Origin of the sequence: Aquitalea magnusonii (assembly GCF_003202035.1) — a bacterium.
GTDB lineage: Bacteria > Pseudomonadota > Gammaproteobacteria > Burkholderiales > Chromobacteriaceae > Aquitalea > Aquitalea magnusonii.
This window is the reverse complement of the sequence record NZ_QJKC01000037.1, coordinates 1-16,271: the sequence shown is the minus strand read 5'-3', so window position 1 is coordinate 16,271 and position 16,271 is coordinate 1. Positions and strand designations below refer to the sequence as shown.

General features: G+C 57.0%; 13 protein-coding genes and 2 tRNA genes. All 15 read right to left on the bottom strand.

Translation table 11 applies throughout. The features are described from left to right. Positions 1-608 (bottom strand): GTP-binding protein (locus DFR38_RS20570; RefSeq protein WP_146215907.1); only part of this gene is annotated, 608 nt, incomplete at its 3' end. Between the two features lie 75 nt (positions 609-683). After that, the gene (gene fusA, locus DFR38_RS20565) at positions 684-2,780 is read right to left on the bottom strand and encodes an elongation factor G (RefSeq protein WP_059285907.1); all 2,097 of its coding nucleotides are present in this window, start codon (positions 2,778-2,780) and stop codon (positions 684-686) included. Positions 2,781-2,807: 27 nt separating this feature from the next. Further along, positions 2,808-3,278, bottom strand: coding sequence for a 30S ribosomal protein S7 (gene rpsG / locus DFR38_RS20560; RefSeq protein ID WP_059285906.1), 471 nt, complete (start codon positions 3,276-3,278; stop codon positions 2,808-2,810). A gap of 98 nt (positions 3,279-3,376) precedes the next feature. Continuing rightward, entirely contained in the window at positions 3,377-3,748 is a 372-nt protein-coding gene (rpsL, locus tag DFR38_RS20555) for a 30S ribosomal protein S12 (protein WP_059285905.1), read from the bottom strand. 165 nt (positions 3,749-3,913) lie between these two features. After that, positions 3,914-8,107, bottom strand: a complete 4,194-nt coding sequence (gene rpoC / locus DFR38_RS20550; protein WP_059285904.1) for a DNA-directed RNA polymerase subunit beta' — start codon at positions 8,105-8,107, stop codon at positions 3,914-3,916. A 56-nt stretch (positions 8,108-8,163) separates the two neighbouring features. Continuing rightward, positions 8,164-12,339: a DNA-directed RNA polymerase subunit beta gene (rpoB, locus tag DFR38_RS20545; RefSeq protein WP_110313870.1), complete on the bottom strand. Its 4,176-nt coding sequence runs from the start codon at positions 12,337-12,339 to the stop codon at positions 8,164-8,166. 155 nt (positions 12,340-12,494) lie between these two features. Further along, entirely contained in the window at positions 12,495-12,863 is a 369-nt protein-coding gene (gene rplL, locus DFR38_RS20540) for a 50S ribosomal protein L7/L12 (protein ID WP_059285903.1), read from the bottom strand. A gap of 36 nt (positions 12,864-12,899) precedes the next feature. Beyond that, on the bottom strand, positions 12,900-13,394 hold the full coding sequence (rplJ, locus tag DFR38_RS20535; protein WP_059285902.1) for a 50S ribosomal protein L10: 495 nt from the start codon (positions 13,392-13,394) through the stop codon (positions 12,900-12,902). 92 nt (positions 13,395-13,486) lie between these two features. Continuing rightward, a tRNA-Thr gene (locus tag DFR38_RS20530) sits at positions 13,487-13,561 on the bottom strand. A 177-nt stretch (positions 13,562-13,738) separates the two neighbouring features. After that, a complete protein-coding gene (gene rplA / locus DFR38_RS20525; RefSeq protein ID WP_110313869.1) occupies positions 13,739-14,434 on the bottom strand; it encodes a 50S ribosomal protein L1 in 696 nt (231 codons plus the stop codon). Then, positions 14,435-14,866, bottom strand: coding sequence for a 50S ribosomal protein L11 (gene rplK, locus DFR38_RS20520; protein WP_059287632.1), 432 nt, complete (start codon positions 14,864-14,866; stop codon positions 14,435-14,437). It abuts the gene before it with no gap. A 98-nt stretch (positions 14,867-14,964) separates the two neighbouring features. Next, complete coding sequence (gene nusG / locus DFR38_RS20515; RefSeq protein ID WP_059287633.1) at positions 14,965-15,498, bottom strand: transcription termination/antitermination protein NusG; 534 nt, start codon at positions 15,496-15,498, stop codon at positions 14,965-14,967. After that, complete coding sequence (gene secE / locus DFR38_RS20510) at positions 15,498-15,854, bottom strand: preprotein translocase subunit SecE (protein WP_082694023.1); 357 nt, start codon at positions 15,852-15,854, stop codon at positions 15,498-15,500. The genes nusG and secE overlap by 1 nt, the downstream gene beginning before the upstream one ends. A 67-nt stretch (positions 15,855-15,921) precedes the next feature. Further along, a tRNA-Trp gene (locus DFR38_RS20505) sits at positions 15,922-15,997 on the bottom strand. A gap of 13 nt (positions 15,998-16,010) precedes the next feature. After that, the coding region (locus DFR38_RS20500; protein WP_483396328.1) for an EF-Tu C-terminal domain-related protein at positions 16,011-16,271 on the bottom strand (261 nt) is incomplete at its 5' end.

Sequence of the window (16,271 nt, the reverse complement as noted above, 5' to 3'; positions counted from 1 at the left end):
GGGATGTAGGAGTCCAGAGCAGCAGCCAGACGGAAGATGGACGGTTCGCCCATTTCGGATTGGTCGCCTTCCAGTGCCAGACGGGCGGAACCGATAACTACCGGAGTGTCGTCGCCCGGGAAGTCGTAGGAAGACAGCAGATCGCGCACTTCCATTTCAACCAGTTCCAGCAGTTCAGCGTCGTCTACCAGGTCAGCCTTGTTCAGGTAAACGATGATGTACGGTACGCCAACCTGACGGGACAGCAGGATGTGTTCGCGGGTTTGCGGCATCGGGCCGTCAGCAGCGGAACATACCAGGATAGCTCCGTCCATCTGGGCTGCACCGGTAATCATGTTCTTAACGTAGTCGGCGTGACCCGGGCAGTCTACGTGAGCGTAGTGACGGGACTCGGTTTCGTATTCTACGTGTGCGGTATTAATGGTAATACCACGAGCCTTTTCTTCCGGCGCGCTGTCGATCTGGGAGTAGTCCTTGGCTTCGCCACCGAACTTCTTCGACAGAATGGTGGTGATCGCTGCGGTCAGGGTGGTCTTACCGTGGTCAACGTGACCGATGGTGCCGACGTTTACGTGCGGTTTGGTCCGCTCAAACTTTTCTTTTGCCATTTTGCAAAAATCCTTAATTAAAGAACATTAGATCAGAGCTGACCGGAAACCGGTTCCGGTCAGCTTCAGCGCGCATTACTTCTTGGCAGCCATTACAGCTTCAGCAACATGCTTCGGTGCTTCAGAGTAGTGCTTGAACTCCATGGAGTAGGTAGCACGACCCTGGGTAGCGGAACGCAGGTCGGTGGAGTAACCGAACATCTCGGCCAGCGGTACTTCGGCCTTGATCTTCTTGCCACCCAGACCATCATCGTCCATGCCTTGCACGATGCCGCGACGACGGTTCAGGTCACCCATCACATCGCCCATGTACTCTTCCGGCGTTTCAACTTCAACAGCCATCATCGGCTCGAGGATGCACGGGCCGGCACGGCGCATGGCTTCCTTGAAGGCGATGGAACCGGCCAGTTCGAAGGCGATCTGCGAGGAGTCAACGTCGTGGTAGGAACCGAAGGTCAGACGTACGGTCACGTCAACCACCGGGAAGCCAGCCAGAATACCGTTGTTCAGCGAGTTGCGGATACCCTTGTCAACCGACGGGATGAATTCACGCGGAATCACACCACCCTTGATCTCGTCGATGAACTTGTAGCCATTACCTTCGCCGGACGGCTCCAGGGTAATCGTACAATCACCGTACTGACCCTTACCACCGGACTGCTTGGCATGCTTACCTTGCACGTCGGTAACAGTCTTGGTGATGGTTTCGCGGTAGGCAACCTGCGGAGCACCCACGTTGGCTTCAACGCCGAACTCACGCTTCATGCGGTCAACCAGAATTTCCAGGTGCAGTTCACCCATACCGGAAATGATGGTTTGGCCGGATTCTTCGTCAGTACGTACGCGGAAGGACGGGTCTTCCTTGGCCAGACGGTTCAGGGCAACGCCCATCTTTTCCTGGTCGGCCTTGGTCTTCGGCTCAACGGCAACGTGAATCACCGGATCCGGGAACTCCATGCGTTCCAGCACGATCGGTGCATCAACGGCACACAGGGTTTCACCGGTGGTCACTTCCTTCAGGCCGATAGCAGCAGCGATGTCACCAGCGCGTACTTCTTCGATTTCCTTACGGTCGTTGGCGTGCATCTGCACGATACGGCCGATACGTTCCTTCTTGCCCTTCACGGAGTTCATCACGGTATCACCGGATTGAACCACGCCAGAGTAAACACGGAAGAAGGTCAGCTGACCAACGTACGGGTCGTTCATCAGCTTGAATGCCAGTGCGGAGAACGGCTCGTCGTCAGAAGCGTGACGCTCGGCTTCAACGCCGTCGATTTCGCCCTTGATCGCCGGCACTTCGGTCGGCGACGGCAGCAGCTCGATCACGGCGTCCAGCATGCGCTGAACACCCTTGTTCTTGAAGGCGGAACCGCACAGCATCGGCTGGATTTCGCAACGCAGGGTACGTTCGCGCAGGCCGGCAACGATTTCTTCCTCGGTCAGCGTTTCGCCGCCCAGGTACTTGTCCATCATTTCGTCGCTGACTTCGGCGGCGGCTTCAACCATCTTCTCGCGCCATTCTTCGGCTACGGAAACCAGGTTGGCCGGGATTTCGCCGTATTCGAACTTCATGCCCTGGGAAGCTTCATCCCAGATGATGGCCTTCATCTTCAGCAGGTCAACCACGCCTTCGAAGCCATCTTCAGCACCGATCGGTACAACGATAGGCACCGGATTGCCACGCAGACGGGTTTTCACCTGTTCTACGGCACGGAAGAAGTTGGCGCCCTGACGGTCCATCTTGTTCACGAAGGCAATACGCGGAACCTTGTACTTGTTGGCCTGACGCCATACGGTTTCCGACTGAGGCTGTACACCACCCACAGCGCAGTAAACCATTACGGCACCGTCCAGTACACGCATGGAACGCTCTACCTCAATGGTAAAGTCCACGTGACCCGGGGTATCGATGATGTTGAAACGATGTTCCGGGAACTGCATGCCCATACCCTTCCAGAAGGTAGTGGTAGCAGCGGAGGTGATGGTGATACCACGCTCCTGTTCCTGTTCCATCCAGTCCATGGTGGCGGCGCCATCGTGAACTTCACCGATCTTGTGGTTAACACCGGTGTAAAACAGAATACGCTCGGTAGTGGTTGTCTTGCCGGCGTCAATGTGAGCGGAGATACCGATATTACGGTAGCGCTCGATGGGGGTCTTTCTAGCCACGATCTACACCTTATTGTGTGGTTGAGCTTAGAAGCGGAAGTGAGAGAAGGCCTTGTTGGCTTCTGCCATACGATGCACTTCGTCACGCTTCTTCATGGCGCCGCCACGACCTTCGGCAGCGTCGATCAGCTCACCAGCCAGGCGCAGGTCCATGGACTTTTCGCCACGCTTGCGCGCAGCATCACGCAGCCAGCGCATGGCCAGGGCCATACGGCGGGACGGACGAACTTCAACAGGAACTTGATAGTTTGCACCACCGACACGGCGGCTTTTTACTTCTACAACCGGCTTGGCATTGGACAGTGCGCTATTGAACACTTCCAGTGCGTTTTTGCCGGTTTTCTTTTCGATCTGGGCCAGTGCGCCATAGATGATGCGTTCTGCAACGGCTTTCTTGCCATCGATCATCACGACGTTCATGAACTTGGACAGATCTTGGGAACCGAATTTCGGATCCGGCAGAATCTCGCGCTTGGGGACTTCTCTGCGTCTTGGCATGTTACTTCCTTCAATATTCAGTTGAGCTTGGGCTCATGACCACCCATTAAAAGCAGTCACTTACTCGACGACCTCAGGCCGCCGCTAGTACATCCCAATTACTTAGGACGCTTGGCACCGTACTTGGAGCGGGACTGCTTACGGTCCTTAACACCGGCGGTATCCAGGGAACCGCGCACGGTGTGGTAACGCACACCCGGCAAGTCTTTTACACGACCGCCACGGATCAGTACCACGGAGTGTTCCTGCAGGTTGTGGCCTTCACCACCGATGTAGGAGATCACTTCGAAGCCGTTGGTCAGACGAACCTTGCACACTTTACGCAGAGCGGAGTTCGGCTTTTTCGGGGTGGTGGTGTAAACACGGGTGCACACGCCACGCTTCTGCGGGCAGGCTTCCAGCGCAGGCACCTTGCTGTTCACGGTCAGGACCGTACGGCCCTTGCGAACGAGTTGGTTAATGGTTGGCATTACTATCAGTTCCTAGTTGATTCATTCTGCAGACAACACGTCTCCAGAAGGACGGAGGATTATATTTTAGTCAATCACTTACCGTCAAATGAAAAACGCTACGCCCGCAACGTTAACCGTTGATGGCGCAGCGTTTTTTCAACACTCAGCTGGTTTTTGGCAAAATCAGCTGTTGTTTTCCACTTCGTCTACTGGCTGTTCTTCCAGCAGTTGCGAATGCGTGGTGTCCAGACCGAGGCCTTGACGACGACGGGTACGGTGGTAAGCCAGACCGGTACCTGCCGGGATCAGACGACCCACGATCACGTTTTCCTTCAGACCGCGCAGATCATCCTTCTTGCCCATGATGGCGGCTTCGGTCAGTACGCGAGTGGTTTCCTGGAAGGAAGCCGCCGAGATGAAGGAGTCGGTGGACAGGGAAGCCTTGGTAATACCCAGCAGCACGTTTTCGTACTGCGCCGGTTCCTTGCCTTCTGCCAGCATCTTGTCGTTCATTTCCAGCACGTCGGCACGTTCTACCTGTTCGCCCTGGATGAATTCGGTGTCGCCGCTGTCGGAGATGATGACACGACGCAGCATCTGGCGAATGATCACCTCGATGTGCTTGTCGTTAATCTTCACACCTTGCAGACGGTACACTTCCTGCACTTCCTGAACGATGTAGCGTGCCAGCGCCTCGATACCCTGCAGACGCAGGATGTCGTGCGGATCCACCGGACCGTCGACGATCAGTTCACCACGGTTCACTACCTGACCGTCATGTACCAGAACGTGCTTGTCCTTCGGAATCAGGTTCTCGTAACCATTGCCTTCCAGATCGGTAATGATCAGGCGTTGCTTGCCCTTGGTGTCCTTACCGAAGGAAACGGTACCGGTCACCTCGGCCAGCATGCCGGCATCCTTCGGCGAACGGGCTTCGAACAGTTCGGCCACACGCGGCAGACCACCGGTAATGTCGCGGGTCTTGGACGATTCTTGCGGGATACGGGCCAGCACTTCACCCTTGCCCACTTCCTGACCGTCACGCACGGTAATGATGGCGCCTACCTGGAAGGTGATGGATACCGAGGCATCCGAACCAGCCAGCTTCACTTCCAGACCGTTTTCGTCCAGCAGCTTCACCAGCGGACGCAGCATCTTGGACTGCGAACCGGCACGACGCTTCGGATCGATCACCACCAGGGTGGACAGACCGGTCACTTCGTCGGTCTGCTTGGCAACGGTATTGCCCTCTTCCACGTTCTCGAACTTCACGCGGCCTGCGTACTCGGTGATGATCGGACGGGTGTGCGGGTCCCAGGTTGCCAGGACTGCACCAGCCTTGATCACCAGACCGTCGGTCACCATCAGGGTGGCACCGTACGGTACTTTGTGACGCTCGCGCTCACGGCCCATGTCGTCATGGATCACCACTTCACCGGAACGGGTGATGACAATCAGCTCGCCCTTGGAGTTGGCGACATAACGCATCTGGCTGGAGAAGCGTACGGTACCGTTCGACTTGCCTTCTACCTGGCTGGCTGCGGCATTTCGCGACGCGGCACCACCAATGTGGAAGGTACGCATGGTCAGCTGGGTACCCGGCTCACCAATCGACTGGGCGGCGATCACACCAACCGCTTCACCGGCGTTCACGCGCTTGCCGCGTGCCAGGTCACGACCGTAGCACTTGGCGCACAGACCGTAACGGGTGTCGCAAGTGATGGCGGTGCGCACCTTGACTTCGTCGATACCCAGGCTGTCGATCACGTCAACCATGTGCTCGTCCAGCAGGGTGCCGGCTTCCAGTACGGTTTCGCCAGTGGACGGATCCACCACGTCAACCGCGGTCACGCGACCCAGAATACGGTCACGCAGGGCTTCGATCACGTCACCGCCTTGCAGGACTGCCTTCATCACGAAGCCGTTGTTGGTGCCGCAATCATCTTCGATCACCACCAGGTCCTGGGTCACGTCAACCAGACGACGTGTCAGGTAACCGGAGTTGGCCGTCTTCAAGGCCGTATCCGCCAGACCCTTACGGGCACCGTGAGTGGAAATAAAGTACTGCAGAACCGTCAGACCTTCACGGAAGTTGGCGGTAATCGGCGTTTCGATAATGGAACCGTCCGGCTTGGCCATCAGACCCCGCATACCGGCCAGCTGCTTGATCTGGGCTGCGGAACCCCGCGCGCCAGAGTCGGCCATCATGTAAATGGAGTTGAAGGATTCCTGATCGACTTCCTTGCCGTCGCGGTCCAGCACCTTCTGCTTGGACAGCTCGTCCATCATGGCCTTGGCGATCTTGTCGCCGGTACGGCCCCAGATGTCCACGACCTTGTTGTAGCGTTCGCCCTGGGTAACCAGACCCTGACGGTACTGCTCTTCGATCTCTTTGACTTCCTTCTGGGCTTCGCCCAGCAGTTCCACCTTCTTGCCCGGGATTTGCATGTCGTCCACGCAAATGGAGATACCGCCACGGGTGGAGTAGGCAAAACCGGTGTACATCAACTGGTCGGCAAAGATCACGGTATCGCGAATGCCGCAACGGCGGAACGATACGTTGATCAGCTTGGAGATTTCCTTCTTCTTCAGCGCCTTGTTGATGTGCTCGAACGGCAGGCCCTTCGGCAGGATGTCCGACAGGATGGCGCGGCCGACCGTGGTGTCGTAGCGCTTGATCACCGGCTGGAATTCGCCCTGCTCGTCCTTTTCCCATTCTTTCAGACGAACGGTAATGCGGGTGGCCAGCTCGACCTGACGGGTTTCGTAGGCGCGATGCACTTCCTTGGTGTCGGCAAATACCATGCCTTCACCCTTGCCGTTCACCTTGTCGCGGGTCATGTAGTACAGACCCAGCACGATATCCTGCGACGGTACGATGATCGGGTCGCCGTTGGCCGGGGACAGCACGTTGTTGGTGGCCAGCATCAGGGTGCGGGCTTCCATCTGCGCTTCCAGCGACAGCGGCACGTGAACGGCCATCTGGTCACCGTCAAAGTCGGCGTTGAATGCCGCGCAGACCAGCGGGTGCAGCTGGATGGCCTTGCCTTCGATCAGTACCGGTTCGAAAGCCTGGATACCCAGACGGTGCAGCGTCGGTGCACGGTTCAGCAGCACCGGATGTTCGCGGATCACGTCTTCCAGGATGTCCCAGACTTCCGGCACTTCCTGCTCGACCAGCTTCTTGGCTGCCTTGATGGTGGAGGCCAGGCCCATGACTTCCAGCTTGTGGAAGATGAAGGGCTTGAACAGTTCCAGCGCCATCTTTTTCGGCAGGCCGCACTGATGCAGACGCAGGGTCGGACCTACGGTAATCACGGAACGGCCGGAGTAGTCGACACGCTTACCCAGCAAGTTCTGACGGAAGCGACCGCCCTTACCCTTGATCATGTCGGCCAGCGACTTCAGCGGACGCTTGTTGGCGCCAGTCATGGCCTTGCCGCGACGACCGTTGTCCAGCAGCGAGTCAACCGATTCCTGCAGCATGCGCTTTTCGTTGCGCACGATGATGTCCGGCGCGCGCAGTTCCAGCAGGCGCTTCAGACGGTTGTTACGGTTGATGACGCGGCGGTACAGGTCGTTCAGGTCGGAAGTGGCGAAACGGCCACCATCCAGCGGTACCAGCGGACGCAGTTCCGGCGGCAGCACCGGCAGCACTTCCAGAATCATCCATTCCGGCTTCATGCCGGAACGCTGGAAGGCTTCCAGTACTTTCAGACGCTTGGCGATCTTCTTGATCTTGGTGTCGGAATTGGTGGCTTCCAGTTCGCGACGCAGGGTCTCGATCTCGGTATCCAGATTCAGACGCTTCAACAGTTCGCGTACGGCTTCGGCACCCATCATGGCAACGAATTCTTCGCCGTACTGGTCTTCCTTGTCGAGGAAGTCTTCTTCGGTCAGCAGCTGACGGTATTGCAGCGGGGTCATGCCCGGATCGGTCACGACAAATGCTTCGAAGTACAGTACGCGTTCGATGTCGCGCAGGGTCATGTCGAGCACCATGCCCAGACGCGACGGCAGGCTCTTCAGGAACCAGATGTGCGCGGTGGGGCTGGCCAGTTCGATGTGGCCCATGCGCTCGCGGCGTACCTTGGACAAGGTCACTTCCACGCCGCATTTTTCACAGATCACACCGCGGTGCTTCAGACGCTTGTACTTGCCGCACAGGCATTCGTAGTCTTTTACCGGTCCGAAAATGCGCGCGCAGAACAGGCCGTCGCGTTCCGGTTTGAAGGTACGATAGTTGATGGTTTCCGGCTTCTTGACTTCACCATAAGACCAGGAACGGATCTTGTCGGGTGAGGCGATGCCGATTTTAATCGCATCAAACTCTTCTTCTTGCGTAACTTGCTTAAAGAGGTCGAGCAGAGCTTTCATTGCGTCTCCAGTCAGGGGACAGGAGGCGCGGCATGATGCCGCGCCTTCTCACCCAATCAATAACGTTCCAGGTCGATATCCAGGCCGAGCGAGCGGATTTCCTTCACCAACACGTTGAAGGATTCCGGCATGCCCGCGTCAATCTTGTGTTCGCCCTTGACGATGTTTTCGTAAACTTTGGTACGGCCGGTTACGTCGTCGGACTTCACCGTCAGCATTTCCTGCAGAGTGTAGGCGGCGCCATATGCTTCCAGCGCCCACACTTCCATCTCACCGAAACGCTGGCCACCGAACTGCGCCTTACCACCCAGCGGCTGCTGGGTAACCAGGGAGTACGGACCGGTGGAACGGGCGTGCATCTTGTCATCAACCAGGTGATGCAGCTTGAGGTAGTGCATCACACCCACGGTGACCTTGCGGTCGAAGGCTTCGCCGGAGCGGCCATCGTACAGGGTCATCTGGGTCTTGGACTCGTTAAAGCCCATCTTTTCGGTGAGTTCGTCGCCGCTCGGATAGGCCAGATCCAGCATGTGCTTGATCTCGGTTTCCTTGGCACCGTCGAATACCGGCGTGGCAAACGGCATGCCTTTGCGCAGGTTGTCGGCAAGGTCGAGGATTTCGGCATCGGACAGGCCGGCCAGATCTTCGGTCTTGCCAGTATCGTTGTACAGCTGCTCCAGGTAGGCGCGGATGTCAGCAACGTCCTTCTGCTGCTTGAGCATGCGATCGATGCGTTCGCCAATACCCTTGGCCGCCCAGCCCAGATGCACTTCCAGAATCTGACCGATGTTCATACGCGACGGTACGCCCAGCGGGTTCAGCACGATGTCGACCGGACGGCCATCGCCCATGTAAGGCATGTCTTCGATCGGCAGGATGCGCGATACCACACCCTTGTTACCGTGACGACCGGCCATCTTGTCACCAGCCTGCAGACGACGCTTAACGGCCAGGTAAACCTTGACCATCTTCTGCACGCCCGGCGGCAATTCATCGCCCTGGGTCAGTTTACGCTTCTTGTCTTCGAACTTGAGATCGAATTCTTCGCGCTTCTGTACCAGGCTTTCCTTGATCAGTTCCAGCTGCTTGGCGATGTCTTCATCGGCCATGCGGATGTCGAACCAGTCGTGCTTGACCGGCAGGCTGTCCAGGTATTCATTGTCGATGGCCGTGCCCTTGGCCAGACGCTTCGGACCACCATTGGCGACCTTGCCCAGGATCAGGCGCTCGATACGGCTGAAGGCATCGTTTTCGAAAATGCGCAGCTGGTCGTTCAGGTCGAGGCGATAGCGCTTCAGTTCGGCATCAATGATGGACTGGGCACGCTTGTCACGCTCGATCCCTTCACGGGTGAACACCTGCACGTCGATCACGGTACCCACGGTGCCGGTCGGCACGCGCAGCGAGGTATCCTTCACGTCGGAGGCTTTTTCACCAAAGATGGCGCGCAGCAGCTTTTCTTCCGGTGTCAGCTGGGTTTCACCCTTCGGGGTAACCTTGCCCACCAGTACGTCACCGGCTTCCACTTCCGCACCGATGTACACGATGCCGGCTTCATCCAGACGGCCTGCCATGCGCTCGGACAGGTTCGGAATATCGCGGGTGATTTCTTCCGGTCCCAGCTTGGTGTCACGCGACACAACCGACAGTTCTTCGATGTGGATCGAGGTGTAGCGGTCTTCTGCCACCAGCTTTTCCGAGATCAGGATCGAGTCTTCGTAGTTGTAGCCGTTCCACGGCATGAAGGCGATGGTCATGTTCTGACCCAGCGCCAGTTCGCCCAGGTCGGTGGAGGCGCCATCGGCCACCACGTCGCCGCTGGCGATCTTGTCGCCCACCTTCACCACCGGACGCTGGTTGATGTTGGTGTTCTGGTTGGAACGGGTGAACTTGGTGAGGTTGTAGATATCCACACCCACTTCACCGGCCACGGCTTCTTCGTCATTCACACGCACCACGACACGGCCGGCGTCGACATAGTCGACCACACCGCCACGACGGGCCACCACGGTGGTGCCGGAGTCAACGGCCACCGAACGCTCGATACCGGTACCGACAAACGGTTTTTCCGGGCGCAGGCACGGTACGGCCTGACGCTGCATGTTGGCACCCATCAAGGCACGGTTGGCGTCATCGTGTTCCAGGAAGGGAATCAGCGAGGCGGCAACGGATACCACCTGACCGGTAGCCACATCCATGTACTGCACGCGGTCCGGCGTGGCCAGGATGGTTTCACCCTTTTCACGGCAGGTCACCAGTTCGTCCAGCAGGGTACCGTCTTCGCCCAGCTCGGCGTTGGCCTGGGCAATGACGTAACGGCCTTCCTCGATGGCGGACAGGTAGTCGATCTCGTTGGTTACCTTGCTGTCCACGACCTTGCGGTACGGGGTTTCCAGGAAGCCGAACTCGTTGGTACGGGCAAACACCGACAGCGAGTTGATCAGACCGATGTTCGGACCTTCCGGGGTTTCGATCGGGCATACACGGCCGTAATGGGTCGGGTGTACGTCACGCACTTCGAAGCCGGCGCGTTCGCGGGTCAGACCACCCGGGCCAAGGGCCGATACACGGCGCTTGTGGGTGATTTCCGACAGCGGGTTGGTCTGGTCCATGAACTGGGACAGCTGCGAGGAACCAAAGAATTCCTTGATGGCAGCGGACACCGGCTTGGCGTTGATCAGGTCGTGCGGCATCAGGTTGTCGGACTCGGCCTGATTCAGGCGTTCCTTTACCGCGCGCTCGACACGTACCAGACCGGCACGGAACTGGTTCTCGGCCAGTTCACCTACCGAACGGACACGGCGGTTACCCAGATGGTCGATATCGTCCACTTCGCCACGGCCATTACGCAGTTCGCACAGGATGGCGATGACGGAGACGATGTCTTCAGTCGACAGCGTGCCTTCCATCACATCACGACGATGGGCGAATTTCTCACCGATCAGCGACTTGAACCACTCCGGGGTCTTTTCATCGAACTTGTACTGATAGGTACGCGAGCTGAACTTCATGCGGCCCACGCGAGACAGATCGTAGGTTTCTTCGCTGAAGAACAGGCGCTGGAACAGGGCTTCCACCGCATCTTCGGTCGGCGGCTCGCCAGGACGCATCATGCGATAGATGGCCACGCGCGCTTGCAGACGGTCCAGGCTGTCATCGGTACGCAGGGTTTGCGAGATATAACCACCCTGGTCCAGATCGTTGGTGAACAACACTTCCACCTGATCGATCTCGGCCAGTGCCAGCTTGGCCAGCAGCTCTTCGGTGATTTCCTCGTTGGCGCGCGCCAGCACTTCGCCGGTGTCCACATTGGTGACGTTGTGCGCCAGCACCTTGCCCAGCAACACATCGGCCGGCACTTCGATACGATCCAGCTGTGCGGTCTGGATGTCACGGATGTGCTTGGCAGTGATGCGCTTGTCCTTGGCCACGATCAGCTTGCCATCGGCAGCGACGATGTCGAACTTGGCCACTTCGCCCTTCAGGCGTTCCGGTACCACGCGCATGAACACGCCGGACTTGGTCAGGTAGAAGGTGTCGAAGCTGTAGAATTCGGACAGGATCTGTTCGTTGCTGTAACCCAGTGCCTTCAGCAGAATGGTCACCGGCATCTTGCGGCGACGGTCGATACGGAAGTACAGCAGGTCTTTCGGGTCAAACTCGAAGTCCAGCCAAGAACCGCGGTAAGGAATCACGCGGGCGGAGAACAGCAGTTTGCCGGAGGAATGGGTCTTGCCGCGGTCATGCTCGAAGAACACGCCCGGGGAACGGTGCAGCTGGGAAACGATAACGCGTTCGGTACCGTTGATGATGAAAGAACCATTGGTGGTCATGAGCGGAATTTCGCCCATGTACACTTCATTCTCGCGCACTTCTTTTACCACCGGCTTGGACGACTCTTTGTCCAGGATGGTCAGACGAATACGGGCACGCAGCGGAGCGGCGTAGGTGATGCCACGCAGCTGACATTCCTGCACGTCAAACGGCGGCTCGCCAAGGATGTAGTGAGCAAAATCAAGACGCGCATAGCCATTGTGGCTATGGATCGGGAAGATCGACTTGAACGCGGCTTGCAGACCAGCATCCTTGCGCTGATCTAGCGGTACACCCAGTTGCAGGAAATCGGCATAAGAATCAATCTGGGTCGCCAACAGGAATGGGACATCGAGAACACTGGCGCGTTTCGCAAAGCTCTTACGAATACGCTTCTTCTCAGTAAACGAATAACTCATAGAGTCTCCATCGAGGTGGTAGTGGCGCAAGAAACCAAAAGTCAGCAGCCACGCCGGGTAATTGCTGGCTTTTACTATCTTTGTTTCGGCCAATTACAAGCGCAATAAGGCTGGCGGATTTCTCCGCCAGCCTCACCTTCTTTTTTCAAAGAAGATTATTTGATTTCAGCCTTGGCACCGGCTTCGGTCAGTTGCTTCAGAACTTCTTCAGCTTCAGCCTTGGAAACGGCTTCTTTCACGGTCTTCGGAGCGCCGTCAACCATGTCCTTGGCTTCTTTCAGGCCCAGACCGGTGATAGCACGAACAACCTTGATCACGTTTACCTTGTTGTCGCCAGCAGCGTTCAGAACAACGTCAAACTCGGTCTTTTCTTCAACAGCAGCGGCACCAGCAGCCGGGCCAGCAACGGCAACGGCAGCAGCGGAAACGCCGAACTTCTCTTCGAACGCCTTAACCAGGTCGTTCAGTTCCATTACGGTCAGACCAGCAACGGCTTCGAGGATGTCTTCTTTGGTGATTGCCATGTAAAAATCTCCTGAATTCTATAAGAATCAAATAAGTTAAGCGGCTTCGGCTTGCTTCTCTGCCAGTGCTGCCAGGGCGCGGGCGAAGCCTGCGACCGGAGCCTGCATAACGTAGAGAAGCTTGGACAGCAGTTCTTCGCGGCTCGGGATGGACGCCAGCTCAGCAACCTGAGCAGCATTCAGCACGTCGCCATTGTAAGAACCGGCCTTGACGATGATCTTGTCGTCAGCCTTGGCAAATTGATGCAGCACCTTGGCAGCAGCAACCGGATCGGCAGAGATACCGTAAACGAGCGGGCCAACCATTTGTTCGGCCAGCGCTTCGAATTGGGTACCAGCTACCGCGCGGCGTACCAGCGTGTTCTTCAGAACGCGCAGGTAAACGCCTTGCTCACGCGCCTGAGCGCGCAGCTTGGTCATGCTGCTTACCTCGATGCCCCGATATTCGGCGATGACGAGGGTCTGAGCAGCGGCCAGCTCGGCAGCTACAGCAGCGACGACTGCCTTTTTATCTTCGATATTGAGACTCAAGGTCTACCTCCTAGACTGAAATGAAGCAGAAAAATTTCTGCTCCGCTTTGCAGCGGCGACCTGTATCAGGAGACAACATAGAGAAGGGAAACTGGTGCTCATGGGCGGAATTGAACCGCCGACCTCTCCCTTACCAAGGGAGTGCTCTACCCCTGAGCTACATGAGCCCTGAACTCTTCAGAAGCCTACTTTCGGGTACACCATCTGCGTAGGATGCATACCACTGGGCAGCGGTTTGCGATTAAGCCTTGCGGCACCTACGGTCTTTGACAATCCGGCAAGCAAGCTTGCCAGCCCAAAGCCAATGGCAAGGCGGCGAGCCGCCTTGCCTCACTCGCGTCAGCTTAGGCGCTGATCGAGCTGGTATCTACACGAGCGCCAATACCCATGGTGCTGGATACGGCGATCTTTTTCAGATACACACCCTTGGAAGCTGCCGGCTTGGCTTTCACCAGGGCATCAACCAGGGCTACAAAGTTTTCACGCAGGGCGTCAGCTTCGAAAGAAGCACGGCCGATAGTGGCGTGAATGATACCAGCCTTGTCGGTACGGTATTGAACCTGACCAGCCTTGGCGTTCTTCACGGCTTCAGCAACGTTCGGGGTAACAGTACCAACCTTCGGGTTCGGCATCAGGCCACGCGGGCCGAGGATCTGACCCAGCTGACCAACAACGCGCATTGCATCCGGGGAAGCAATCACCACGTCGAAGTCCAGGTTGCCAGCTTTTACTTGCTCGGCCAGGTCGTCGAAACCGACAACTTCAGCACCGGCAGCCTTGGCGGCTTCGGCGTTGGCGCCTTGAGCAAATACGGCAACACGTACCGACTTACCGGTACCACGCGGCAGAACCACGGAACCACGTACAACCTGGTCGGATTTACGCGGGTCAACACCCAGATTGATGGCGATGTCGATCGACTCATCAAACTTGGCGGTAGCAGCAGTCTTAACCAGAGCAATTGCTTCTTCAACAGCGTACAGCTTGTTGCGATCAACAGTTGCCTTCAGGGTTTGCAGGCGCTTGGAAATCTTGGCCATTTACACACCCTCCACTTCAAGACCCATCGAACGGGCGGAGCCGGCGATGGTGCGAACAGCGGCATCCAGATCAGCAGCGGTCAGATCCGGCTGCTTGGTCTTGGCGATTTCTTCCAGCTGAGCACGGCTTACCTTGCCTACCTTGTCGGTATGCGGCTTGGCGGAACCGGACTTGATGCCTGCAGCCTTCTTCAGCAGAATGGTCGCCGGCGGCGTCTTCATGATGAAGGTGAAGGACTTGTCTGCGTAAGCAGTGATCACAACCGGAATCGGCAGACCCGGCTCGATGCCTTGAGTCTGGGCGTTGAACGCCTTGCAGAATTCCATGATGTTCAGACCACGCTGACCAAGAGCCGGACCGATCGGAGGGGACGGGTTGGCCTTACCAGCGGGCACTTGCAGCTTTACATAGCCGACAATTTTCTTTGCCACGTTTAAAACTCCTAAAATGGGTATAGCGCGAGCGTGCACTCGCTTCCCGGACGAAAGCGCAACAGTATATACGCTTACTGACTAACTGCCAAGCAGAATTACAGCTTTTCTACCTGACTGAATTCCAGCTCAACCGGCGTGTCGCGACCAAAAATCTGCACAGACACACGCAACTTGTTGCGCTCGTAATTAACTTCATCCACCGAGCCATTGAAGTCGTTGAAGGGACCATCGATAACACGGACCTTCTCACCCACCTCAAACAGCACTTTCGGCTTCGGCTTCTCCACACCCTCTTGCATCTGCTGCATGATGGCTTCGACTTCCTTCTTGGAAATCGGCGCCGGGCGGTTAGCCGTACCACCAACAAAACCAGTCACCTTGGGAGTGCTCTTCACCAGGTGCCAGGTATCGTCGGTCATATCCATCTCGACCAGCACATAACCGGGGAAGAACTTGCGCTCGGTAATGGAGCGGCGACCGTTCTTGACGTCCACCACCTCTTCGACCGGAACAAGGATCTGACCAAACAGGTCAGCAACCTCGGAACGCTCGATGCGCTCACGCAGCGCCTTCTGCACACTCTTCTCAAAACCAGAATAAGCGTGCACAACATACCAGCGCTTTGCCATTATCTACCTCGACCAAGAATTACATCGTAAAACAACCAGGACAGACCCGAATCCACCATCCACATGAACAGGGCCAATACCAGAACGAAAATGAAAACCATGCCGGTCATTTGCATGGCTTCCTTGCGCGTCGGCCATACCACCTTGCGCGCCTCGACCAGCGAGTCATTGGCGTAAGCCACGAAATCCTTGCCCGGATGCGACAACCACACCGCACCAGCCGCCAGCACAACGCCAGCAATGAAAGCCAGTGCGCGCAACACGCCCTGGTCTTCAGGAATCATGTAGAAGCCTACAACACCGGCCACCACCAGCAGGCCAGCCAGGGCCAGCTTGAGTTTATCTTGCATTTCCATGTGTGGAATGTTCTCTGCGCGTATGCGACAAAAGACCAACCGGCGCAAAGCGCCGGCTGGTCTTAATTGGCAGGCCAGGAGGGTCTCGAACCCCCAACCCTCGGTTTTGGAGACCGATACTCTACCAATTGAGCTACTGGCCTATAAACCTATTAATCAAGCAATGATCTTTGCTACCACGCCGGCGCCAACAGTACGGCCGCCTTCACGGATGGCGAAACGCAGACCTTCTTCCATAGCGATCGGGGCGATCAGTTCTACGGTGATTTCCACGTTGTCACCCGGCATTACCATTTCCACGCCTTCGGACAGGCTTACTGCACCAGTCACGTCGGTAGTACGGAAGTAGAACTGCGGACGGTAGTTAGCGAAGAACGGGGTGTGACGGCCGCCTTCGTCCTTGCTCAGCACGTATAC